Origin of the sequence: Thioalkalivibrio sp. XN8, assembly GCF_011058255.1 — a bacterium.
In the GTDB taxonomy this organism is placed as follows: Bacteria; Pseudomonadota; Gammaproteobacteria; order Steroidobacterales; family XN24; genus XN24.
This window is the reverse complement of sequence record NZ_JAALFH010000011.1, coordinates 31,632-54,453: the sequence shown is the minus strand read 5'-3', so window position 1 is coordinate 54,453 and position 22,822 is coordinate 31,632. Positions and strand designations below refer to the sequence as shown.

Annotated in this window: 18 protein-coding genes and 2 tRNA genes; 17 read left to right on the top strand and 3 right to left on the bottom strand. The window is 68.7% G+C overall.

Annotated elements, in window-relative coordinates; translation table 11 throughout:
• Positions 1-42: 42 nt before the first annotated feature.
• The 7 genes from rluD (at position 43) to nudB (ending at position 7,861) form a co-directional block, all read left to right on the top strand.
• Positions 43-993: a 23S rRNA pseudouridine(1911/1915/1917) synthase RluD gene (gene rluD, locus G6N75_RS01400; protein WP_165346276.1), complete on the top strand. Its 951-nt coding sequence runs from the start codon at positions 43-45 to the stop codon at positions 991-993.
• A complete protein-coding gene (gene pgeF, locus G6N75_RS01395; RefSeq protein ID WP_165346275.1) occupies positions 990-1,781 on the top strand; it encodes a peptidoglycan editing factor PgeF in 792 nt (263 codons plus the stop codon). Before rluD ends, pgeF begins: the two co-directional genes overlap by 4 nt.
• 57 nt (positions 1,782-1,838) lie before the next feature.
• Positions 1,839-4,409 (top strand): ATP-dependent chaperone ClpB, encoded by a 2,571-nt coding sequence (clpB, locus tag G6N75_RS01390; protein WP_165346274.1) that lies wholly within the window; start codon positions 1,839-1,841, stop codon positions 4,407-4,409.
• Between the two features lie 94 nt (positions 4,410-4,503).
• Positions 4,504-4,869 carry a zinc ribbon domain-containing protein gene (locus G6N75_RS01385; RefSeq protein ID WP_165346273.1) on the top strand — a complete coding sequence of 122 codons (366 nt, stop codon included), beginning with the start codon at positions 4,504-4,506 and terminating at the stop codon, positions 4,867-4,869.
• Between the two features lie 20 nt (positions 4,870-4,889).
• Entirely contained in the window at positions 4,890-5,543 is a 654-nt protein-coding gene (locus G6N75_RS01380) for a DUF502 domain-containing protein (RefSeq protein WP_165346272.1), read from the top strand.
• Positions 5,544-5,610: 67 nt separating this feature from the next.
• Complete coding sequence (gene aspS / locus G6N75_RS01375) at positions 5,611-7,383, top strand: aspartate--tRNA ligase (protein WP_165346271.1); 1,773 nt, start codon at positions 5,611-5,613, stop codon at positions 7,381-7,383.
• Between the two features lie 7 nt (positions 7,384-7,390).
• A complete protein-coding gene (gene nudB / locus G6N75_RS01370; RefSeq protein ID WP_165346270.1) occupies positions 7,391-7,861 on the top strand; it encodes a dihydroneopterin triphosphate diphosphatase in 471 nt (156 codons plus the stop codon).
• Here nudB and G6N75_RS01365 read toward each other — a convergent pair.
• Both G6N75_RS01365 and mutS read right to left on the bottom strand, forming a co-directional pair.
• The gene (locus tag G6N75_RS01365) at positions 7,858-8,976 is read right to left on the bottom strand and encodes a hemolysin family protein (protein ID WP_165346269.1); all 1,119 of its coding nucleotides are present in this window, start codon (positions 8,974-8,976) and stop codon (positions 7,858-7,860) included. The two genes, nudB and G6N75_RS01365, sit on opposite strands and share 4 nt — an antisense overlap.
• Positions 8,973-11,528 (bottom strand): DNA mismatch repair protein MutS, encoded by a 2,556-nt coding sequence (gene mutS, locus G6N75_RS01360; protein ID WP_165346374.1) that lies wholly within the window; start codon positions 11,526-11,528, stop codon positions 8,973-8,975. Before mutS ends, G6N75_RS01365 begins: the two co-directional genes overlap by 4 nt.
• Positions 11,529-11,802: 274 nt before the next feature.
• On the opposite strand from mutS, the gene G6N75_RS01355 reads away from it, so the two are divergent.
• The 10 genes from G6N75_RS01355 (at position 11,803) to G6N75_RS01310 (ending at position 20,776) form a co-directional block, all read left to right on the top strand.
• Entirely contained in the window at positions 11,803-12,753 is a 951-nt protein-coding gene (locus G6N75_RS01355) for a GGDEF domain-containing protein (RefSeq protein ID WP_165346268.1), read from the top strand.
• Positions 12,754-12,829: 76 nt separating this feature from the next.
• The gene (locus tag G6N75_RS01350; RefSeq protein WP_165346267.1) at positions 12,830-13,327 is read left to right on the top strand and encodes a CinA family protein; all 498 of its coding nucleotides are present in this window, start codon (positions 12,830-12,832) and stop codon (positions 13,325-13,327) included.
• Complete coding sequence (gene thpR, locus G6N75_RS01345; protein ID WP_165346266.1) at positions 13,324-13,836, top strand: RNA 2',3'-cyclic phosphodiesterase; 513 nt, start codon at positions 13,324-13,326, stop codon at positions 13,834-13,836. The genes G6N75_RS01350 and thpR overlap by 4 nt, the downstream gene beginning before the upstream one ends.
• Before the next feature lie 477 nt (positions 13,837-14,313).
• Positions 14,314-15,357, top strand: a complete 1,044-nt coding sequence (gene recA, locus G6N75_RS01340; RefSeq protein ID WP_165346265.1) for a recombinase RecA — start codon at positions 14,314-14,316, stop codon at positions 15,355-15,357.
• Entirely contained in the window at positions 15,335-15,823 is a 489-nt protein-coding gene (locus tag G6N75_RS01335; RefSeq protein WP_165346264.1) for a regulatory protein RecX, read from the top strand. The genes recA and G6N75_RS01335 overlap by 23 nt, the downstream gene beginning before the upstream one ends.
• Before the next feature lie 73 nt (positions 15,824-15,896).
• Complete coding sequence (alaS, locus tag G6N75_RS01330; RefSeq protein ID WP_165346263.1) at positions 15,897-18,500, top strand: alanine--tRNA ligase; 2,604 nt, start codon at positions 15,897-15,899, stop codon at positions 18,498-18,500.
• A 32-nt stretch (positions 18,501-18,532) separates the two neighbouring features.
• Positions 18,533-19,765 carry an aspartate kinase gene (locus tag G6N75_RS01325; protein ID WP_165346262.1) on the top strand — a complete coding sequence of 411 codons (1,233 nt, stop codon included), beginning with the start codon at positions 18,533-18,535 and terminating at the stop codon, positions 19,763-19,765.
• 143 nt (positions 19,766-19,908) lie between these two features.
• On the top strand, positions 19,909-20,121 hold the full coding sequence (csrA, locus tag G6N75_RS01320) for a carbon storage regulator CsrA (RefSeq protein ID WP_165346261.1): 213 nt from the start codon (positions 19,909-19,911) through the stop codon (positions 20,119-20,121).
• Positions 20,122-20,394: 273 nt separating this feature from the next.
• Positions 20,395-20,488: transfer RNA gene (locus G6N75_RS01315), tRNA-Ser, on the top strand.
• Positions 20,489-20,699: 211 nt separating this feature from the next.
• A tRNA-Arg gene (locus G6N75_RS01310) sits at positions 20,700-20,776 on the top strand.
• A 717-nt stretch (positions 20,777-21,493) separates the two neighbouring features.
• Here G6N75_RS01310 and G6N75_RS01300 read toward each other — a convergent pair.
• The gene (locus tag G6N75_RS01300) at positions 21,494-22,774 is read right to left on the bottom strand and encodes an AAA family ATPase (RefSeq protein WP_165346259.1); all 1,281 of its coding nucleotides are present in this window, start codon (positions 22,772-22,774) and stop codon (positions 21,494-21,496) included.
• Between the last annotated feature and the right edge of the window lie 48 nt (positions 22,775-22,822).

The following is a 22,822-nucleotide window of genomic DNA, read 5'->3' as shown; positions in this document are numbered from 1 at the left end:
GGACATGTCCTGGGGACAGTCCCCATCGGCTAAACTCGCCGCATGCAGCGCGTCGAACACCAGGCCGTGATCCCCCCGGAGATGGCCGGCCAGCGGCTCGACCAGGTCCTGGCGGCGCTGTTCCCGGACTATTCGCGCAGCCGCCTGCAGGGCTGGATCAAGGCCGGCCAGGTCACGGTGGACGGACGCTGCCTGCGCCCGCGCGACAAGGTCGACGGCGGTGAGGCCGTCCGGCTGGCGGCGGTGCTCGAGGACGAGAGCCGCGACGCGCCCGAGGCCATCGCGCTGGACGTGGTTTACGAGGACGAGGAGATCCTCGTGCTGAACAAGCCCGCCGGGCTGGTCGTCCACCCGGGCGCGGGCAACCCCGCCGGTACCCTCGTCAACGCGCTGCTCCATCACCGGCCGGGCCTGGCCGTGCTGCCCCGGGCCGGGATCGTCCATCGGCTGGACAAGGACACCAGCGGCATCATGGTCGTCGCCGCCACGCCCGGCGCGCATGCCGCGCTGGTACGGCAGCTGGAGGAGCGCAGCGTCAAGCGCGAGTACCACGCGGTCTGTGTCGGCGTGATGACCGGCGGCGGCACCGTGGACGCGCCCATCGGCCGGCACCCGGTCGACCGCGTGCGCATGGCGGTGCGCGAGGGCGGGCGCGAAGCGGTGACCCATTACCGGGTCCAGGCGCGCTTTCGCGGCCATACCCACCTGCGCTGCCAGCTCGAGACCGGCCGCACCCACCAGATTCGCGTGCACCTGGCCCACATTCGCCACCCGCTGGTCGGCGACCCCGTCTACGGCGGGCGCCTGGTTGTCCCGGCCGGCGCCACCGAGGCCCTGATCGAGGCGCTGCGCGGGTTCCGCCGCCAGGCGTTGCACGCGGCCCGGCTGGAGCTGGTGCATCCCGGCAGCGGCGAGCCCGTGCAGTTCGAGGCACCGCTGGCGGCCGACCTGGAGGCGCTGCTGGCGGTGCTGCGGGCGGACGCCAAGGCATGAGGCCGGCCTGGATCGTGCCCGACTGGCCGGCGCCGGCCGGCGTCCATGCCGCCACTTCGCTGCGGCTCGGCGGCGTCAGCCCGCCGCCCTGGGACTCGCTCAACCTCGGCGGCCACGTCGGCGACGACCCTGCCCGGGTGGCCGAGAACCGCCGCCGCCTGGCGCTGGGGCTTGGGCTGCCGGCGGAGCCGGCGTGGCTGGCGCAGGTGCACGGCATTGAAGTGCTGGTGCTCGACCAGCCGGAGGTCCCGGCCAAGCGGACCGCCGATGCGACCGTGACCGGCCGGCCCGGACGGGTGCTCGTGGTGCTGACGGCCGACTGCCTGCCGGTGGTGTTCTGCCGGGTAGACGGCACCCGGATCGGCATCGCGCATGCGGGTTGGCGCGGCCTGGCGGCGGGGGTGCTGGAGGCCACCACGGCGGCCATGGCAGCCCGGCCGGCGGAACTCATGGCCTGGATCGGTCCAGGCATCGGCGCCGCAGCCTACGAGGTGGGCGCCGAGGTGCGCGACGCCTGCCTGGCAGCGCCCGGCCCGGATGCCGCGGACTTCTTCCGGCCGGGCCGGCCGGGGCACTGGCAGCTCGACCTGGCGGGCCTGGCGCGGCGCCGGCTCGAGGCGCTGGGGCTGGCGGGCGTGTACGGGGGCGGCTGGTGCACCCATGACGACCCCGAGCGTTTCTTTTCCCACCGCCGCGACGGCGCCGAGCGGCCGACCGGGCGGATGGCGACCCTGGTCTGGCTTGGGACCGGTCCTGGGGACAGTCCCCAGGACCGGTCCCACCGTTGAAAACCGCGCCGGAACACCCCATATCGGAATAAACCGAGTCATTCCCGGGGAACCCCCATGCGCATGGACCGACTGACCAGCAAGTTCCAGATGGCGCTCGCCGACGCCCAGTCCCTGGCCGTCGGGCGCGACCACCAGTACATCGAGCCCGTCCACGTGATGGTGGCGCTGCTCGACCAGCAGGGCGGCGGCCTGCGCCACCTGCTCGACAAGGCCGGCGTGAACGTGAACCGCCTGCGTTCGCGGCTGGGCGAGGCGCTGGACCGCCTGCCCCGGGTCGAGGGCACGCCGGGCGAAGTGCATATCTCGCGCGACCTCGACCGCATGCTGAACGTCACCGACAAGCTGGCGCAGCAGCGCCACGACCAGTACATCTCCAGCGAGCTGTTCGCGCTGGCGGCGCTGGAGGACAAGGGCGCGCTCGGCGAGGCCATGCGCGAGGCCGGGGCCGTCAAGAACGCGCTGGAGAAGGCCATCGAGGAGGTGCGCGGCGGCAAGCAGGTGGACGACCCGTCGGCAGAGGAAACCCGCCAGGCGCTGGAGAAATACACCATCGACCTGACCGAGCGCGCCGAGCAGGGCAAGCTCGACCCGGTCATCGGCCGTGACGACGAGATCCGGCGCACCATCCAGGTGCTGCAGCGGCGCACCAAGAACAACCCCGTGCTGATCGGCGAGCCCGGCGTCGGCAAGACCGCCATCGCCGAGGGGCTGGCGCAGCGCATCGTCGACGGCGAGGTGCCGGAAGGCCTGAAAGACAAGCGCATCCTGTCGCTGGACATGGGCGCGCTGATCGCCGGCGCGAAGTTCCGCGGCGAGTTCGAGGAGCGGCTCAAGGCCGTGCTCAACGATCTCGCGCGCCAGGAAGGCCGCGTGATCCTGTTCATCGACGAGCTGCACACCGTGGTCGGCGCGGGCAAGGCCGAGGGTTCCATGGACGCCGGCAACATGCTCAAGCCGGCGCTGGCGCGCGGCGAGCTGCACTGCGTCGGCGCCACCACCCTGGACGAGTACCGCAAGTACATCGAGAAGGACGCGGCGCTGGAGCGGCGCTTCCAGAAGGTGCTGGTGGACGAGCCCAGCGTGGAGGAGACCATCGCCATCCTGCGCGGCCTGAAGGAGCGCTACGAAGTGCACCACGGCGTGGAGATCACCGACCCGGCCATCGTCGCCGCCGCCACCCTGTCGCACCGCTACATTTCCGACCGCCAGCTGCCGGACAAGGCCATCGACCTGGTCGACGAGGCCGCTTCCCGCATCCGCATGGAGATCGACTCCAAGCCGGAGGAGCTCGACCGGCTCGAGCGGCGCGTGATCCAGCTCAAGATCGAGCGCGAGGCCCTGAAGAAGGAGTCCGACGAGGCCTCGAAGAAGCGCCTGCAGGCGCTGGAAACCGAGCTCGAGTCGCTGGAACGCCAGTACGCCGACCTCGAGGAGGTCTGGAAGGCCGAGAAGGCCGAGGTCCAGGGCGCCTCGCACCTCAAGGAGGAGCTGGAGCGCGCCCGTGTCGAACTCGAGACCGCCCGCCGGGCCGGCGACCTGACCCGCATGTCCGAGCTGCAGTACGGCCGGATCCCGGAGCTGGAGAAGCGCCTCGCCGAAGCGGCCGAGCACGAGAAGAAAGAAACCCGCCTGCTGCGCAACCGGGTCACGGACGAGGAGGTGGCCGAGGTCGTCTCCAAGTGGACCGGCATCCCGGTCTCGCGGATGCTCGAGAGCGAGAAGGACAAGCTGCTGCGCATGGAAGAGGCGCTGGAAAAGCGCGTCATCGGCCAGGACGAGGCCCTGCTCGCGGTTTCCAACGCCATTCGCCGCTCGCGCGCCGGGCTGTCCGATCCGAACCGGCCGATCGGCTCCTTCCTGTTCCTCGGCCCGACCGGCGTCGGCAAGACCGAGCTGTGCAAGGCGCTGGCGGAATTCATGTTCGACACCGAGGACGCGATGGTGCGCATCGACATGTCGGAGTTCATGGAGAAGCACTCCGTGGCCCGGCTCATCGGCGCGCCGCCGGGCTACGTCGGCTACGAGGAGGGCGGCTACCTGACCGAGGCGGTGCGGCGCCGGCCCTATTCCGTGATCCTGCTCGACGAGGTCGAGAAGGCGCATCCGGACACCTTCAACGTGCTGTTGCAGGTGCTCGACGACGGCCGCCTGACCGACGGCCACGGCCGCACGGTGGACTTCAAGAACACGGTCATCGTGATGACCTCCAACCTCGGCTCCAACCGCATCCAGGAGCTGGGACCCGCCAGCGACTACGAGGCCATGAAGTCGGCCGTGATGGAGGTGGTGGCGCAGCACTTCCGGCCGGAGTTCATCAACCGCGTCGACGACGTGGTGGTGTTCCATGCCCTGGGCCGCGAGCAGATCCGCGCCATTGTCGAGATCCAGCTGGCGCACCTGCGCGCCCGCCTGGCCGAGCGCGACATGCAGCTCGAGCTGAGCGAGGCGGCGCTGGACCGGCTGGCCGAGGCGGGTTTCGACCCGGTCTACGGCGCACGGCCGCTCAAGCGGGCGATCCAGCAGCAGGTCGAGAACCCGCTGGCGCAGCGCATCCTGCGCGGCGAGTTCGGGCCGGGCACCACGGTGCAGGTGGACGCCAGCCCGGACGGGCTGGAATTCAGCTAAATGGGGACTGTCCCCGGGACAGTCCCCAGGCGGGGCCGATTCGTACATACTTGCGTCGGGCCGGCAGGCCCGGTCCTGTGGGGGTATCACTGAAATGCCGATCTACGAGTACCTGTGCGGCGCATGCGGCCACACGCTGGACGCGTTGCAGAAGCTGTCCGACGAACCGCTGGTGCACTGCCCGACCTGCGGCGAGCCCCAGCTGAAGCGCCAGCTCTCCGCGCCGCGCTTCCGCCTCAAGGGCAGCGGCTGGTACGAGACCGACTTCAAGGGCAAGGGCGACAAGCAGCGCAACCTGGCCCAGTCCGACAGCAAGTCCGACAGCAAGGCCGACAGCAAGGCCGACAGCAAGGCCGACAGCAAGCCGGCGGGCGATGGCGCCAAGCCGGCGGACAAGCCCGCCGCGAAGCCGGCCGCCGCGAGCAAGCCCGCCGCCGGCAAGGCGGAGGGCACGGCCTGAGCGCCGGCAGGTAGCGCGCCTTGCTGAAGACCCTGCGCAAGTACCTGGTCACCGGGCTGATCCTCTGGATCCCGCTCGTCGTGACCTTCCTGGTGGTCCGGTTCCTGATCGGCTTCGTGGACCGGATCCTGCTGCTGCTGCCCGAGCCGCTGCGGCCGGAGAACCTGCTGGGTTTCTCCATCCCGGGGCTGGGCCTGCTGCTGGCGGTGGTGATCCTGCTGTTCTCCGGCCTGTTCGTGACCAATTTCGCCGGCCGCCGGCTGGTGGAGATCGGCGATCGCATCGTCGCGCGCATCCCGCTGGTCCGAGGCATCTACTCCAGCTCCAAGCAGGTGGCCGAGACGCTGTTCGCCGACCACAGCACGGCCTTCAAGCGGGTGTTGCTGGTCGAGTATCCCCGCCGGGGGCTCTGGAGCATGTGCTTCCAGACCTCCGATCTCGAGGGCGAGGTGCAGTACCGCACCGCGCAACAGGTGGTCTGCGTGTTCCTGCCGACCACGCCGAATCCCACCTCCGGCTACGTCCTGTTCGTGCCCCGCGACGAGCTGGTGGCGCTGGACATGAAGGTCGACGAGGGCCTGCGCTTCATCATCTCCCTCGGCGTCGCGATCCCACGCTGGACCAGCCCTGAAGCCGCCAAGGCCAGCCTTGCACGGCCTGAGACGCCCCAGTAACATCCCCGGCCCTTCGCCGGCCGCGTCCCGGGCGCCGGCACAGCCCTTCTCGAAGGAAGCCAAGGTCATGCGTACCCACTATTGCGGCGAGTTCAACGAAAGCCTGATCGGCCAGCAGGCCACGGTCGTCGGCTGGGTGCACCGCCGCCGCGACCACGGCGGGGTGATCTTCGTCGACCTGCGCGACCGCGAGGGCCTGCTGCAGGTGGTGTTCAACCCGGACGACGGGGCCATGTTCGCCCTGGCCGAGAGCCTGCGCTCGGAGTTCGTGCTGCAGGTGACGGGCGAGGTCCGGCGCCGGCCCGAGGGCACCGCCAATCCCGGCCTGGCTACCGGCCAGGTCGAGTTGGTGGCCCGGGAACTCAAGGTGCTCAACCGCAGCGACACGCCGCCCTTCCACCACGACGAGCCGGCCGGCGAGGACCTGCGGCTGCGCTATCGCTACCTCGACCTGCGCCGCCCCGAGATGCTGCGCAACCTGCGCCTGCGCCACCGCGTCACCGGGGCGCTGCGGCGCTTCCTCGACGCCCATGGCTTCGTCGACGTCGAGACGCCGGTGCTCACCAAGGCCACGCCGGAGGGCGCGCGTGACTACCTGGTGCCGGCGCGCAACCACCCCGGCAGGTTCTACGCCCTGCCGCAGTCGCCGCAGCTGTTCAAGCAGCTGCTGATGATGTCGGGGCTGGACCGCTACTACCAGATCGCGCGCTGCTTCCGCGACGAGGACCTGCGCGCCGACCGCCAGCCCGAGTTCACCCAGCTCGACGTGGAGCTGTCGTTCATGGACGAGGACGGCATCACGGGCCTGATGGAGGCCATGGTGCGCGAGCTGTTCCGCGAGGTGCTGGAGGTCGAGCTGGCCGGTCCCTTCCCGCGGATGCGCTGGGCCGAGGCCATGGAGCGCTTCGGCACCGACCGGCCGGATTTACGCAACCCGCTGGAGCTGGTGGAAGTCGCGGACCTGGTGGCCAACGTCGAGTTCAAGGTCTTCGCCGGCCCGGCGACCGACCCGAGGGGCCGCGTGGCGGCCCTGCGGGTGCCTGGCGGCGCCAGCCTGACGCGCAAGGAGATCGACGCGTACACTGCCTTCGTGGCGCGCTACGGCGCCCGCGGCCTGGCCTACATCAAGGTCAACGACGCCGGGGCGGGGCGCGAGGGGCTGCAGTCGCCCATCCTGAAGTTCCTGCCGGATGAGGCCGTGGCCGGGATCATGTCCCGCACCGGCGCCGAGACCGGCGACCTGGTGTTCTTCGGCGCCGACAAGGCGAGCGTCGTCAATGACGCCCTGGGCGCACTGCGCGACCAGCTGGGCGCGGACCTCGGCCTGCTGCAGACGGGCTGGCGCCCGGTGTGGGTGGTCGATTTCCCGATGTTCGAGTGGGACGAGGCCGAGCAGCGCTGGTTCGCGCTCCATCATCCCTTCACCGCGCCGGCGGTGGACGACCACGCCTTGCTGGCCGCCAACCCGGGCGAAGCGCTGTCGCGCGCCTATGACCTGGTGCTGAACGGCTCGGAGATCGGCGGCGGCTCGGTGCGTATCCACGACCGGGCCATGCAGCAGGGCGTGTTCGAGCTGCTCGGCATCGGCGAGGAAGAGGCGCGAAGCAAGTTCGGCTTCCTGCTGGACGCCCTGAAGTACGGCTGCCCGCCGCACGGCGGCATCGCCTTCGGCATCGACCGGCTGGTGATGCTCATGACCGGGGCCGCCAGCATCCGCGAGGTGATCGCCTTTCCCAAGACCCAGACGGCGAGCTGCCCGCTCACCGACGCGCCCAGCGAGGTCCCGGAGGCACAGCTGCGCGAGCTGTCGATCCGGGTGCGCAAGCCTGTCGCCGAATAACCCGAGGGTGGGGACTGTCCCGGGGACAGTCCCCAAGCGGCCGGAGTCGGTGCTGGTGGCGGTCTACACGGCGGCCGGCGAGGCGCTGCTGCTGGAGCGGCACGAACCGCCCGGCTGGTGGCAGTCCGTGACCGGCAGCCTGGAACCCGGCGAGGCGCCCCGCGCGGCGGCAATCCGCGAGCTCGCCGAGGAGACGGGCCTGGGTGCCGACGGTCTCGTCGACCTGCAGGTGAGCCACCGCTTCATTATCGCGCCGGCCTGGCGGCACAAGTTCGCGCCCGGCGTGACCGAGAACCTCGAGCATGCCTTCGCCCTGCGCCTGCCCGCGCCGGCCGCGATCCGCCTCGACCCGGCCGAGCATTGCAGCTACGCCTGGCTGCCCCTGCCCGCCGCGATCAGTCGGGCGAGCTCCTGGAGCAACCGCGCCGTGCTCGAGCGCCTGCTCGCCGCAGAGGGTGCGGGCCCCGGCGGGGCCTAGTCGGAAGGTTTTTTCGCCGACGGATCCAGCGGCACCGGCCCCAGGGCCGGGCTGCCGATTCGCTCGTGCAGCTTCAGCCAGCGCTCGCGCGCCAGGTGCTGGAGGTCGGCGACCGAGTCCTGCTCGTCCATGATCTCCAGGCCCAGCAGCGTCTCGAGCACGTCCTCCACCGTCACCACCCCGGCCGTGATGCCGTATTCGTCGACCGCCACGGCCAGCTGCTGGCGCTTCTCCAGCAGCTGGGTCAGCACGCCGGCCACCGACAGCGTCTCGGGTACGAACAGGGCCTCGTGTTCCAGCTCCGCCAGTGTCCGCTCGCCGTCGCCCGTCGCCATGGCGGCCAGCAGGTCGTCCTTGAAGGCGACGCCGGTGACGGTGTCGATATCTCCCTGGTAGACCGGGATGCGGGAAAAGACGAGCTCCGGGTTGTCGGCCATGAATTCCGCCACGGTCTCCTCGCGGTCCCCCCCGACCACCACCCGCCGCGGCGTCATCACGTCGTGCACCCGCAGCTGGTTGAGGCTGAGCAGGTTGCGGATGATTTCCGCCTCCCGCTCGTCAAGCTGGCCCTCGAGGCGCCCCATCTCGGTCATCGCCAGGAACTCGATGCGGCTGAACACCGGCTGGCTCTTGTCCTTCTTGAGGAAACGCGTGATGACCTGGCTCATCCACACCAGGGGATAGAGCGCCAGGATCAGCAGCTTGATCGCCCGCACCGTCAGCGGCGCCAGCCGCTCCCAGTAATTGGCGCCGAGGGTCTTGGGGATGATCTCGGACAGCACCAGGATGCCCAGCGTGGTCACGGCCGCCACGATCGCCTCGTAATCGATGGTCATGCCGGCGAACTCGAAGCCGCCGCTGCCCCATAGCCGGCTGGCCTGGGCGCCCACGCCGATGGCGCCGACGGTGTGGGCGACGGTGTTGAGGGTGAGGATCGCCGCCAGTGGCCGGTCGATGTCGTCCTTGAACTCCTGCAGCAGCTTGCCCGTGCGGCCGCCCTCTGCGGTTGCGCGCGTGACGTAGCTCGGCGTCACCGACAGCAGCACCGCCTCCCAGATCGAGCAGGCGAAGGACACCAGGATCGCCAGGAAGAAAAACATCAGCAAGACCGTCATTTGGCTGGGCCTCCGCCCTTGTCGTCGCGCCCGTCCAGCGCTTTCAGTTCGTACAGGACTGCCAGCGCCTCGCGCGGGCTGAGACTGTCGGGATCGAGCTGCCGCAGGCGCTGCGCCACCGGGTCGGGCCTTGGCGGCGGCGCGAACAGCGGCAGCTCGGGCTGCGGCCCCGGCGCCGTCGCGCGGCCTTGCTCCAGTTCGCGCAGGTAGCCGCGCGCCCGCCGGATGACCTCCGGCGGGACGCCGGCGAGCGCTGCGACCTGGAGGCCGTAGCTCTGGTTCGCCGGGCCCTCGCGCACGCTGTGCAGGAACACCAGCCTGCCCTCGTGCTCGGTGGCGTCAAGGTGCACGTTGGCGCAGGCCGGCAACTCCCGTGCCAGCGCCGTGAGCTCGAAGTAATGCGTGGCGAACAGCGTGAAGGCCCCGAGCTGCTCGCCGATGTAATGGGCGCAGGCCCAGGCCAGCGACAGGCCGTCGAAGGTGCTGGTCCCGCGCCCGATCTCGTCCATCAGCACCAGGCTGTGGGCCGTGGCGTTGTTCAGGATATTGGCCGCTTCCGTCATTTCCACCATGAAGGTCGAGCGCCCGCCCGCCAGGTCGTCCGAGGCGCCGATGCGGGTGAAGATGCGGTCCACGGGCCCGAGCTCGGCGGATTCGGCGGGGACGAAGCTGCCGGCATGCGCGAGGATGACGATCAGCGCGGCCTGGCGCATGTAGGTGGATTTGCCGCCCATGTTCGGGCCGGTGATGACCAGCATGCGCCGGCGGTCGTCCAGCGCCAGGTCGTTGGGGATGAACGGCTGCGCCGAGACGCGTTCCACCACCAGGTGGCGCCCCCCCCTGATGGCCAGCCGCGGTTGCGCCACCAGGCGCGGGCGGCTCAGGTTGAGCGCCTCGGACCGTTCGGCCAGGTTGGCCAGCACGTCGAGCTCGGCGACCGCCTGGGCCATCAGCTGCAGCGGCCCGAGTCGCGCCACCAGCGTTTCCACGAGGTCGTCGTACAGCGCCTTCTCCCGCGCCAGCGCGCGCTCCCGTGCCGACAGTACCTTGTCCTCGAACGCCTTCAGCTCGGGCGTGATGAAGCGCTCGGCGGCCTTCAGCGTCTGGCGGCGGCTGTAGTCGGCGGGCGCATTCTTCGCCTGGGCGCGGCTGATCTCGAGGTAGTAGCCGTGGACCCGGTTGTAGCCGACCTTGAGCGAAGGCAGCCCGGTGCGCTGGCGCTCCCGCGCCTCCAGGGCGTCGAGGAAGCCGTCGGCCTCGGTCGACAGCTGGCGCAGTTCGTCGAGCTCCGCATCCCAGCCCGCTGCAATCACGCCGCCGTCGCGCACCAGCACCGGCGGCTGCTCGACCAGCGCGCGCACCAGCAGGCCGTGAATTTCATCGTGCTCGCCGCACTCCGCGGCCAGTTCCGCCAGGCGCGGCGCACCCACCTCCGCCAGTGCCGCGCGCAGCGCCGGCAGGCGGCCCAGGCCCTCGCGCAGCCCCGCCAGGTCGCGCGGGCGGGCGCTGCGCAGGGCCACGCGCGCAAGGATCCGCTCCAGGTCGCCGATGCCGCGCAGCTGGCTCCGGATGGCCGCGATGTCGCCGGCCAGCAGCAGGCGCTCGACGGCCTCGTGCCGCCCCTCGAGCACCGCGCGGTCGCGCAGCGGCCGGTTCAGCCAGCGCCGCAGCAGCCGGCCGCCCATCGGCGTCGCGGTCTCGTCCATCACGCCGAGCAGGGTGTGCTCGTGGCGGCCGCTGAGGCTGCGGTCGAGCTCCAGGTTGCGGCGCGTGGCCGCGTCCATGAGCAAGGCCTCGTCGCGCGTCTCGGTCGCCAGGCCGCGCAGGTGCGGCAGGGCGCTGCGCTGGGTGTCCAGCACATACTGCAGCAGGCAGCCGGCGGCCTGCACGGCCTCGGGCAGGTCCGCGCAGCCGAAGCCGGCCAGGTCACCGACGCCGAACTGGCGGCACAGCAGTCGGGTCGCCGTGTCCAGGTCGAAGTGCCAGGGCGGGCGGGTCTTCACCCCGGGCAGGTCGCGCAGCGCGGCCGGCAGCCGGGCCTCCTCGTCCACCAGCAGTTCCGCCGGCCGCAGCCGCTCGAGCTCGGCGGCGAGGGCCTCCGGGCCGTCCAGCCGGGCGACCCGGAAGCGCCCGGCGGCCAGGTCCAGCCAGGCCAGGCCGATCCCGGCGGCGCCGGGATGCACGCAGCCCAGCAGCACTTCCTGGCGCTCCTCGAGCAGGCCCTCGTCCGTCACCGTGCCGGGCGTGACCACCCGCACCACCTGGCGCTCGACCGGGCCCTTGCTCGTCGCCGGGTCGCCGATCTGCTCGCAGACCGCCACCGACTGGCCCTGGCGCAGCAGCTTCGCCAGGTAGCCCTCGACGCTGTGGACCGGCACGCCCGCCATGGGGATCGGCTGGCCGGCGCTCTGGCCGCGGGTCGTCAGGGTGATGTCGATGAGCTTCGCCGCCCGGCGGGCGTCGTCGTAGAACAGCTCGTAGAAGTCACCCATGCGGTAGAACAGCAGGGTGTCGGGGTGCTCGGCCTTGATGCGCAGGAATTGCCGCATCATGGGCGTGTGCGCTTCCAGCGATTCCGGCGGATCAGCTTGTTTTTGCTCGGAAATCTCGCTCAAGCTCCACTCTCCACCGGGCCCCGGGGCGGCAGGCCCTGCCGGAAACCCCGTATTGTGCCGACCCGGGTTGAGCTAGTCATCTTACTCGAGGACAGGCGCCGGCATTTTTCCCTCGGGCCGGCCTGGAGCAGACAGGGATGATCGTGAAACTCGATCCGGAGTGCCTGGCGCGATTCCGCGGCCGCCGCGGCGCTGGCCGCCTGACTTCGGCATGAGCTGGATCTCCCCGCAGCTGGCCAGCTCGCGCGCCGTCGCTGCCGCTGTCGTCACGACCGACGGCGAGCTGGTGGAGGCGAACGACGGCTTTCGCCGGCTGTTCGGGCTCGATCCGGCGCAAGACGAGGCGACGGCCGTGGCTGCGTATTTCATCCAGCCCGCGTTCGCCCGGCTGCGCGACCAGCCGACGGGCCCGGACGGGGCGTGCCACGAGGGCATGTTCACCATTGGCGATCACTCCGGCCGCACCTGGACGCTGCGCGGACGCGCCTGGCGCCGGGAGGGCCGGTTGTACCTGCTGGCGGAACACGACGTCGAGGAGCTGCAACGCCTGAACGACGTCATGCTCGAGCTCAACCGGGAATCGGCGGACGCTAAGCATGCGCTGGCACAGGCCAACGTGACCCTGCGGCAGCGGGAGGACGAGATCCGCCGGCTGTCGCTGACCGACGGCCTGACGGCCGTGGGCAACCGCCGCGCCCTCGAGCAGGCGCTGGCGGCCGAGCTCGAGCGGGTCGCGCGGGACGGCAGCGTGCTGTCCCTGGTGGCGGCCGATCCCGACGGCTGCAAGCGCATCAACGAGCGCTACGGCCACCCGGTCGGCGACGTGGTGCTGGTGGCCTTTGGCACGCTGCTGCGCCAGACCAGCCGGGATTCGGACTGCGTGGCGCGCTACGGCGGCAAGGAGTTCATCGTGCTGCTGCCCGGGATCGACCGGGCCGGCGCGGCGGAGATCGCCGAGCGGATGCGGACCGCCTGGCAGGCGGTGGAGATCGAGCCCATCCGCGAGCCGCTGCAGGCGAGTTTCGGGGTGGCGCAACATGCGCCCGGCGAGTGCGCGGAAACCGTGCTGCAGCGCGCCGCGCAGGCGCTGCGCCTGGCCAAGAAAGCGGGCGGCAATCGCGTGGCGGCTCCAGTCCCCGCGGCCGCGGGCAGCGGCGCCTAGGCAGCTGCTCTTCGCCCCCTCTTTTGCGCGGCCCGGCTTGATGGCAGGCTTAGGCCGTCCGAGGGAGGAGGCCGGCATGATTCCTGACGATTCCCGCCTGTTGAAGCTCGCGCGTGAAGTCGGCGTCTGGCTGGTCGCCCACGACGAACGTCTCGTCACCGCCGAGTCCTGCACCGCAGGCTGGGTGGCCAAGGCGATCACCGACGTCCCGGGCAGCTCCGAGTGGTTCCTGGCAGGCATCGCCAGTTATGCCGACGTGGCGAAGACGGCGCTGCTGGGGGTGCCCGCGGACCTGATCAGGGCCGAGGGCGCGGTCAGCGAGGCGGTCGTGCAGGCCATGGTGCGCGGGGCGCTCGAGCGGACCGGAGCCAACCGCGCGGTGGCGGTGAGCGGGATCGCCGGCCCGGCCGGCGGCACCAAGGAGAAGCCGGTCGGCACCGTGTGGTTCGCCTGGGCGCGCCGCACCGACGAGGATGTGCGCGTGAAGACGCGGCTCGAGCATTACCAGGGCGACCGGGACGGCATCCGCCGCCAGGCCGTGGCCCGCGCACTCACCGGGATCACGATGAGTTGAAGCTGCGGCTGTTCTACGCCCTGTGGCCCCGGCCGGAGGTTCGTGACGCGCTGGCGGCGGCCGCCCGGCCGCTGCTGGACGCCTGCCGCGGCCGGCGGGTCCCGAAGCGCAATTACCACCTCACCCTGGCTTTCCTCGGCAGCGTGGCGGAGGACCGCCTGCCCGAGCTGCATGCGGCGGCGGCGCGGGTGACCTTCGAGCCGTGCACGCTGCGGATCGACCGCCACGGCTATTTCAAGGGTGCGCGCGCGGCCTGGCTCGGCTGCCGCCAGCCCTCGCCTGCGGCGGCTGCGCTGGCCGAGAACCTGCGGGCGGTGCTGGCGCCCCTAGGTTTCCAGCCTGACCCGCGGCCGTTCCGGCCGCACCTGACGGTGCTGCGCAAATGCCCCGGCTGCGACTGGGAGGGCGAGATCCAGCCGGTGGCGTGGCCCATTGACGGTTTCGTGCTGGCGCGCTCGGAGACCTTGCCCACTGGGCCGGTGTACCACGTCGTCCACCGGCACCCCTGACCGCGAAGCGGGACTGTCAGCCATGGCTCAGCCAAGACCTGACCGCGAGACCGCGCCGTCATGGGCCCCTCTCGCTCGGGAAGTCTTATCTCGCTCGACGGGCCCATGACGTCCCGGCCCCGCTGGCGGGTTGCAGGGCCCGGCCGGCAGTCGCGCACCGGATATCCGCGCCAGGCGTCGGTCTTGTCCGCGGCGTACGGACGCGTCGGCGATGTCAGCGGAGTTCCGGTGCGCAACGTGGACCGATGGTGGTTGATGGCAGCGGGGGCGGGACGTGCAAGGCTCACTGAGCGATATTGAAATTTTGTGAGCGAAGGGAGCCTTGCGCGGTCCGGCGCCGCGGTCAGGCGTCAAGCGCCGCCGCTGCGCTGGCGCGAATCGGGTCGCTGCACCCCGAAATGGCCGCTGCCGGGCCGGCCCGGATGTGAAATAATCGGTCCCCACTCCACGCCACCTCCCGAGAGCGAACGAATACCGATGGACGACAACCGCAAGAAGGCGCTGGCCGCCGCACTCGGCCAGATCGAGAAACAGTTTGGCAAGGGCTCCGTGATGCGCATGGGCGATTCGGCCATCGTGCGCGACGTGCCCGTGGTGTCCACGGGTTCGCTGGGTCTCGACGTGGCGCTGGGCATCGGCGGCCTGCCGCGCGGGCGCGTGGTCGAGATCTACGGCCCTGAGTCCTCGGGCAAGACGACCCTGACGCTGCAGGTCATCGCCGAGGCGCAGAAGGCGGGCGGCACGGCGGCCTTCGTCGACGCCGAGCATGCGCTCGACCCGACCTATGCCGAGAAGCTCGGCGTGAACCTGGACGACCTGCTGGTCTCGCAGCCCGACACCGGCGAACAGGCGCTGGAGATCACCGACATGCTGGTGCGCTCCGGCGCGGTGGATGTGATCGTGGTGGACTCGGTGGCGGCGCTGACGCCCAAGGCGGAGATCGAGGGCGAGATGGGCGACTCGCATGTCGGCCTGCAGGCCCGCCTGATGTCGCAGGCGCTGCGCAAGCTGACCGGCACCATCAAGCGCACCAACGCCATGGTGATCTTCATCAACCAGATCCGCATGAAGATCGGCGTGATGTTCGGCAGTCCGGAGACCACCACGGGCGGCAACGCGCTGAAGTTCTACTCTTCGGTGCGCCTCGACATTCGCCGCATCGGCGCCCTGAAGAAGGGCGACGAGGTGATCGGCAACCAGACCCGCGTGAAGGTGGTGAAGAACAAGGTGGCGCCGCCGTTCCGCCAGGCCGAGTTCGAAATCCTCTACGGCACGGGCATCAGCCGCGAGGGCGAGATCATCGACCTCGGCGTGGCGCACAACATCGTCGAGAAGTCCGGCTCCTGGTACAGCTACAACGGCGACCGGATCGGGCAGGGCAAGGACAACGTGCGGCAGTACCTGGTCGATAACCCGGAGATCGCTGCGGACATCGAGACGCGGTTGCGCGACATCCTGCTGCCGAAGAAGGCCGGCGCCGCGGCTGCGCAGGAGGCCGATGCGGAAGAAACGGCCGGCTGACGCAGCGGCCGCGAGCGAGCCGGAGGACTGGACCGCGGCCGCGGTCGAGGCCGCGGCGGTGCGCCTGCTGGCGCGGCGCGAGCACAGCCGCGTCGAGCTCGGCCGCAAGTTGCGGGCCCGGGGCATCCCCCCGGAGCTGGTGGACGAGGTTCTCGCGGGCCTGGCGGCTCGCCGGCTGCAGTCCGACGAGCGCTACGCCGAGTCGCAGGTGAACAGCCGGGTCAGCCGTGGCCAGGGCCCGGTGCGGATCCGCCGCGACCTCTCCCAGCAGGGCCTGCCCGAGAATGAGATCGACGCCGCGCTGGAGGCGGCGGGCGTGGACTGGTACGAACTGGCGCGGGACGCGCGCCGCCGCCGGTTCGGCGCCGAGGCGCCGGGAGAGTGGAAGGAACGGGCGCGCCAGGCGCGCTTCCTCGAGTACCGCGGCTTCACCGGCGACCAGATCCGCGCGGCCATCGGGGACTAGCCGCAGCTCCTGCTGTGGCGCACAATGTTCCGCTTACATTTTCTACAGCCGTCCAGCCGACGGCCCGACTGCCATGAAAAGTGCTGAAATTCGCCAGAGTTTCCTGGATTTCTTTGCCGCGCGCGGCCACGAGGTCGTGCCCTCGAGCCCGCTCGTGCCGGGCAACGACCCGACCCTGCTGTTCACCAATGCCGGCATGGTCCAGTTCAAGGACGTCTTCCTCGGTCACGACAAGCGGCCCTACCAGCGCGCCTGCTCCTCGCAGCGCTGCGTCCGGGCCGGCGGCAAGCACAACGACCTGGAGAACGTCGGCTACACCGCGCGCCACCACACCTTCTTCGAGATGCTGGGCAACTTCAGCTTCGGCGACTATTTCAAGGAAGACGCCATCCGCTACGCCTGGGATTACGTCACCGGCGTGCTGGGCATCCCCGCGGAGAAGCTCTGGGTCACGGTCTACGAGGACGACGACGAGGCCGCGGAGATCTGGCTGCAGGAAATCGGCATCGATGCCGGGCGTTTCAGCCGGCTGGGCGCGGACTCGAACTTCTGGGCCATGGGCGACACCGGTCCCTGCGGGCCCTGCTCCGAGATCTTCTACGACCACGGGCCCGAGGTCAGCGGCGGCCCGCCCGGGTCGCCCGACGAGGACGGCGACCGCTACGTCGAGATCTGGAACCTGGTGTTCATGCAGTTCAACCGCACGGCGGACGGCACCATGACGCCGCTGCCGCGGCCCTCCGTGGACACCGGCATGGGGCTGGAGCGCCTGGCCGCGGTGCTGCAGGGCGTGCACTCCAACTACGACATCGACCTGTTCCAGGCCCTGGTCAGGCGCGCGGCCGAGCTCGCGGGGGCCGAGGACACGGACAACGCCTCGCTGCGGGTGATCGCCGACCACATCCGCGCCTGCGCCTTCCTGATCGTGGATGGCGTGCTGCCTTCCAACGAGGGCCGCGGCTATGTGCTTCGGCGCATCATCCGCCGCGCCATCCGTCACGGCTACAAGCTGGGGATTCACGAACCCTTCTTCTGGCGCCTGGTGGAGACGCTCGAGGGCGAGATGGGCGACGCTTATCCGGAGCTCCGCAAGTCCCGCGGCCATGCGGAGAAGGTGCTGCACCAGGAAGAGGAACGCTTCGCCGAGACGCTGGACCAAGGGATGCGCCTGCTCGATCACGCCATCGCGGAGCTCGACGGCAAGGTGATTCCCGGCGAGACGGCGTTCCGGCTGTACGACACCTACGGTTTTCCCGTGGACCTCACCGCCGACATCGCGCGCGAGCGCGGCCTGTCGGTCGACCAGGCGGGCTTCGAGGCCGCAATGGAGGCCCAGCGCGAGCGGGCCCGTGCCTCGAGCCGCTTCGAGGCCGACTACGGGCCGAAGACCGAACTCGGGCTCGAGTCGAAATTCGTCGGCTACGACACGCTCGGCGCCTCGGGCGTGGTGCTCGCCCTGTTCAAGGAAGGCGTGGGCCAGGTGGACGCGCTGGGCGAGGGCGACGAGGGCGTGATCGTGCTGGACGAGACCCCGTTCTATGCCGAGTCCGGCGGCCAGGTCGGCGACGTCGGCATGATCCGTGCCGCCGCCGGGGAGTTCGAGGTCACCGACACCCGCAAGTGGGGCAAGGCCCACGCCCATCACGGGCGCATGCGCCGCGGGCGCGTGGAGGGCGGCGAGCAGGTGCGGGCCGAAGTCGACCGCGCCACCCGCCAGGCGACGGTGCTGAACCACTCGGCGACTCACCTGCTGCACGCCGCCCTGCGCCAGGTGCTCGGCGACCACGTGCAGCAGAAGGGGTCGCTGGTCGCGCCCGACCGCCTGCGGTTCGACTTTTCGCATTACGAGCCGGTGAGCCGGGCGCAGCTGGCCGAGATCGAAGCACTGGTCAACGCCGAGATTCGCGCCAATGCCAAGGCCGAGATCAAGGTCCTGCCCTTCAAGGAGGCCGTGGCCGGCGGCGCGCTGGCGCTGTTCGGCGAGAAGTACGAGGACCGCGTGCGCGTACTGCGGCTCGGCGATTTCTCCATGGAACTGTGCGGCGGCACCCATGTGCGGCGGGCTGGGGACATCGGGCTGTTCAAGATCGTGTCGGAAAGCGGCATCGCTTCCGGCGTGCGGCGGATCGAGGCCGTCACGGGCCAGGGCGCGCTCGAGTGGATCGAGCGCCACGAAGAGACGCTGCAGCAGGTAGCCGGCCTGCTGAAGGGCGGCTGGGAGGAGGCCGGCGAGAAAGTCCGCCAGCTCCTGGAACGGTCGCGCCAGCTCGAAAAGGAAGTCAAGCAGCTGCAGACGAAGCTGGCGACCGGCGGCGGCGGCGAGGATCCGCTGGCCCAGGCCGAGACCGTCGGCGCAGCCCGCGTGTACGTGGCGCGCCTCGACGGCAGCGACCCGAAAGTGCTGCGCGAGGCGGTGGACCGGTTCAAGCAGAAACTCGGGACCGGCGTTGTGCTGCTGGGCGCGGCGGATGACGGCAAGGTGCGGCTCGTGGCCGGCGTGACCAGGGACCTGGCCGAGCGCCTCAGCGCCGTGGACGTGGTCAATGCCGCGGCGTCGCTGGTGGGCGGCAAGGGCGGCGGGCGACCGGACCTGGCGCAGGCCGGCGGGGCCGATGCAGCGCGGCTCGACGAGGCGCTGGACCAGGCGCGGGCTTTCGCCCGCGAGCGCCTGCAGTAAGCCGGCGAGGCCGGAACCGGAGCGGGGTCGCCGTGGCGCGCTACGTGATGAAATTCGGGGGCAGCTCGCTGGCGACGGTGGAACACATCCGCGCCGCCGCCGAGGTCATTGCGCGCCAGCGGCGCGCGGGCCACGAGGTCGCCGTCGTGCTCTCGGCCATGGGCGACACCACTGACGAGCTGCTGGCGAAAGCCATGGCCGTTTCCGGCCGGCCCAACCCCCGCGAGCTGGACATGCTGCTGTCGTCGGGTGAACAGGTGTCGGTCGCGCTGATGGCGATGGCGCTGCGGGAGCTGGGCTTTCCGGCCCGCTCCTTGCTCGGCCACCAGGTCCGGATCCTGACCGACAGCGTGCACTGCAAGGCGCGCATCGAGAAAGTCGAGACCGAGCGCCTCGAGGCGGAGCTGCATGCCGGCGTGATCCCCGTCGTCGCGGGATTCCAGGGCATCGACAGCCTCGACGAGGTGACCACGTTCGGCCGGGGCGGTTCGGACACCACCGGCGTGGCGCTGGCGGCGGCGCTCAAGGCCGACGAATGCCAGATCCTCACCGACGTGGACGGCGTCTACACCACCGATCCGCGCATGGTGCCGCAGGCGCGGCGCCTGGCGCGCGTCACCTTCGAGGAAATGCTCGAGCTGGCCAGCCTCGGATCGCGCGTGCTGCAGATCCGCTCGGTCCAGTTCGCCGGCAAGTACAACGTGCCCGTGCGCGTGCTGCACAACAGCGGCGTGGGCGAGGGCACCCTGATCAGTTACGAGGAACCAGACGTGGAAGCACCCGTCGTCTCCGGCATCGCGTTCTCGCGCAACGAAGCCCAGGTCACCATCACCGGCGTGCCCGACCGTCCCGGCAACGGCTACGCCGTCCTCAGGAGCGTGTCCGAGTCGCACATCGTGGTCGACATGATCGTGATGAACGCGCCGCGGGCCGGGATCGTGGATTTCAGCTTCAGCGTGCCGCGGGAGGAATACGACCAGGCCATGGAGCTGGCCCGTACTGCGGCGGTCGAGATCGGCGCGGGGGACGTGCTCGGCAGCGCCAGCGTGGCCAAGATCTCGGTGGTGGGCGTGGGCATGCGCAGCCATGCCGGCGTGGCGACGACCATGTTCGAGGTGCTGGCGCGCGAGGGGGTCAACGTGCGCATGGTCTCGACCTCGGAAATCAAGATCTCGGTGCTCATCGAAGAGAAGTACCTGGAGCTCGCCGTGCGCAGCCTGCATGAAGCCTTCGGACTGGACCAGGCGCCGGTCGCCGCCAATTGATGCGAAGTGGGCGAATTTTCCCTTATGCGGGAAAAAACAGTGATTTATACCGGGTCTAAATGCCACTTACTGTAGATTTGGCCAAAATTGACTAGTATTGGCCCTTATTCGTCCTCCGGACCGGTCCGAAAAGTAGAAAACAGATGTTGATTCTGACCAGACGCGTTGGCGAGACGGTCGTCATCGGCGACGACGTGCAGGTGACCGTGCTCGGGGTCAAGGGCAACCAGGTTCGCCTGGGCGTCACGGCTCCGCGGGACGTGACCGTGCATCGCCTCGAGATCTACGACCGCATCCAGAAGGAGCAGGCGCCCGGCGGCGAGGCAGCTCCCGAGCAGGGCAACGAAGAACCCTGATCCCGCCCCCCGTACCCTTTACCTGTCCAGCACCCCTCGGTATCATGCTTCGCCTTTCGGCGGGAGCGTGGCTCCGGCCGAACAAGCCGGAGAGGTGGCTGAGTGGTCGACAGGATCGCCGGGAGCGATCCTGGTCAGGGCCGCGAAGCGGCGCTGACCCGCAGGGCGGAGGGCAGGACGCCCGGAGCAAAGCGCTCCCCTGCTAAGGGAGTAAGGGGTCATAAAGCCCCTTCGAGGGTTTGCTGGCAGCTTCGACCGGCAGGTGAAGATTTCGGAGAGGTGGCTGAGTGGTCGAAAGCGCTCCCCTGCTAAGGGAGTAAGGGGTTAAAACGCCCCTTCGAGGGTTCGAATCCCTCCCTCTCCGCCACAGATTGGAATGGGTGTTTCGCGGGATTCGAACCCTCGAAGCAACGAATACCGGGTTCGACCCGGAGCCGGCGGAGCCGGCGCAGGGAACGAGCCGTCGCAGGCGGCCGATAATCCCTCCCTCTCCGCCACAGATTGGAATGGGTGTTTCGCGGGATTCGAACCCTCGAAGCAACAATGACCGGGTTCGACCCGGAGCCGAGTTCAAGTACGCGCCCGTAGCTCAGTTGGATAGAGTGTCTGGCTACGAACCAGAAGGTCGGGAGTTCGAATCTCTCCGGGCGCGCCAAAAATCAAGGGGTTGCGAGAGCAACCCCTTTTCTTTTGTCCCATCTCCTACCCGTTGTCCCATAGATGTTGGTGCAATCCAATCTTGCACCCGCCCTGATCGCCTATTGACGTGCCGGCCTCCGGCTCTGCGATTCAAAGTCTGGGTGCCCGAGAAGTCTAAGAAAACGGCGGAAGGAACGGGAATTTGCCGCCATCCGAGCTGGCTCGGCGTGCTTACACAAAGCATGCGCATCAGACGACTTGTCGTACTCTCGTCGTATCGTGATTCGATTGATAAGGCGCAGCGCATCTGCATTGTCGGCCCGATTAGGCGCCACTGAGCGCTCGAAACTCTGTGTGACTGCGAATCGGCTGGGCATCGCTCGGAAAGCGGATGGATCTGCGACAAGCCAGTTTTCGAAGCACTGGTCTTTCACGACGACGCTCGCAGGGCTTCCCAAATTATCAAGGGCTGCCTCCAAATCTCGGGCGAATTCACCGGGGCAAATCGGTGAGTCATCCCGATCAATTAAAACTACGATTCTTTGCGCTCCACGTTGCCGCAAGAGCTGGATACGACTAAGGGCTGCTCGGGCAACTTGGGGAGGGGTGGCGCGCGGTTGCATGTCCGCATAGACCGGGCGGCAAACTGTTACGCCTAAAGTCGCGCAGAGACGATCAACCAGAGGAGCCCATGCTTGGCTTTCCGCTCGACCGTCTACAACAATCCCAAGAGTCAATCTTGTCCCCCGGGGACCGCACTAGGTACCAAGCCGGAATCCAGGAATTCTGATAGTCGGTACTTCCCATCTCGCCAGTCAGCCTCGATCTGCGCATCATAAGAAGTCAGTCGCTTGAGTTTTGTCTCAAGATTACGCCTTGTGCAGATCCAAACCTGACTTGGCTCCAGGCGATCTATCAGTGTAGGAGAGTGAGTCGTCAAGATAACGGTCTTAGCGCGACTAAGATCCCTAAACCTATCTAAGAGTGATCTTACGACCCAAGGGTGAACAGAGTTTTCGGGTTCCTCAATGAGGAGGATCGTGATCCGCGGGTCCGCAGCGGCGCAGAAAATGGCAAGGCTCTGGATCGTTCCGTCCGAAACATCCTCTGCCGCCCAAGGACGCCCTGTGTCATTCTCGAGAAACCTTAGGATGAGCGTTTTGGAAGGTGAGTAATCTACGGAAACCTCTCGAAGGGTCGGCAATACATCACGCATTCCAGCCATAACCTGATGCCATTGCTGCGGGTGGTTCTGCTGCAACCAATCAACAAGCGCTGGAAGATTTTCGCCAAGGCTGCGAAGTCTGGCATTCGGCGTCGGGACGCCTGGCGAGCGCGTTGAGTCAGGCGAGAATCGGAAAACTTGTGTTTCTGAAAGTGCGCGATTGTAGGCGTAGGTAAACGAATCGATGATTCGATCTGGCCCAACCAATAGCCTTTGCGCAGATGCGTCAATTCGTTGCCAGCTTTCTATTCCGTAGAGAGAAATGAAGTCGGATTCATGCTTCAGATGTTTGGGGATCTTCTTGCCTTTGCTAACCTTGATGGCGCCAGCTTGGTCGCGATCGATCCTATAGATTCGACGGAATTGCTGGGTTGAGGCCTCGCGATACTTAACTTCGAACTGCTCGGTTTCTACCTGAAACGGAGCTGTGATCGATTCGCCTTTTGTTCCAAAGACAAAACTGTGATCGATTTGTACGCTAGCGCTCGAAGGATGCGGGTCCTCCGCCATCGAAATGAGGTCTTTCGACGAAGCCTCAATGACGACGCGGAACGCTAATGGCGCTTTTGACCGGCGTTGTCTCCTGAAGGCGATGTTTTCGTAGCCCCCTTTCCTAGCAATCGCTAGTTCGAGGCCAACGGTGGCGACCTCAGACAGGAAATCCAATGCGTCAGCAAAATTAGACTTGCCTGAGGCGTTGGCGCCGATCAAGCAGGCCATGCGCGACGGCTCAAATTCGATCCGACGAAGCGACTTGTAGTTATGAATCGAGAGCAGCTTTAGATACATTAGTTCTTTCCCAGCCTGACCCGGATTCTACACAACTGTTGTTGCCTA

What these genes read in the sequence shown, in the direction of transcription:
- csrA (WP_165346261.1), top strand. Translation starts at nt 19,909, where the DNA reads ATGTTGATTCTGACCAGACGCGTTGGCGAGACGGTCGTCATCGGCGAC.
- G6N75_RS01385 (WP_165346273.1), top strand. Translation starts at nt 4,504, where the DNA reads ATGCCGATCTACGAGTACCTGTGCGGCGCATGCGGCCACACGCTGGAC.
- aspS (WP_165346271.1), top strand. Translation starts at nt 5,611, where the DNA reads ATGCGTACCCACTATTGCGGCGAGTTCAACGAAAGCCTGATCGGCCAG.
- G6N75_RS01365 (WP_165346269.1), bottom strand. Translation starts at nt 8,976, where the DNA reads ATGACGGTCTTGCTGATGTTTTTCTTCCTGGCGATCCTGGTGTCCTTC.
- recA (WP_165346265.1), top strand. Translation starts at nt 14,314, where the DNA reads ATGGACGACAACCGCAAGAAGGCGCTGGCCGCCGCACTCGGCCAGATC.
- alaS (WP_165346263.1), top strand. Translation starts at nt 15,897, where the DNA reads ATGAAAAGTGCTGAAATTCGCCAGAGTTTCCTGGATTTCTTTGCCGCG.
- clpB (WP_165346274.1), top strand. Translation starts at nt 1,839, where the DNA reads ATGCGCATGGACCGACTGACCAGCAAGTTCCAGATGGCGCTCGCCGAC.
- rluD (WP_165346276.1), top strand. Translation starts at nt 43, where the DNA reads ATGCAGCGCGTCGAACACCAGGCCGTGATCCCCCCGGAGATGGCCGGC.
- mutS (WP_165346374.1), bottom strand. Translation starts at nt 11,528, where the DNA reads ATGATGCGGCAATTCCTGCGCATCAAGGCCGAGCACCCCGACACCCTG.
- pgeF (WP_165346275.1), top strand. Translation starts at nt 990, where the DNA reads ATGAGGCCGGCCTGGATCGTGCCCGACTGGCCGGCGCCGGCCGGCGTC.
- G6N75_RS01355 (WP_165346268.1), top strand. Translation starts at nt 11,803, where the DNA reads ATGAGCTGGATCTCCCCGCAGCTGGCCAGCTCGCGCGCCGTCGCTGCC.
- G6N75_RS01335 (WP_165346264.1), top strand. Translation starts at nt 15,335, where the DNA reads ATGCGGAAGAAACGGCCGGCTGACGCAGCGGCCGCGAGCGAGCCGGAG.
- G6N75_RS01300 (WP_165346259.1), bottom strand. Translation starts at nt 22,774, where the DNA reads ATGTATCTAAAGCTGCTCTCGATTCATAACTACAAGTCGCTTCGTCGG.
- G6N75_RS01350 (WP_165346267.1), top strand. Translation starts at nt 12,830, where the DNA reads ATGATTCCTGACGATTCCCGCCTGTTGAAGCTCGCGCGTGAAGTCGGC.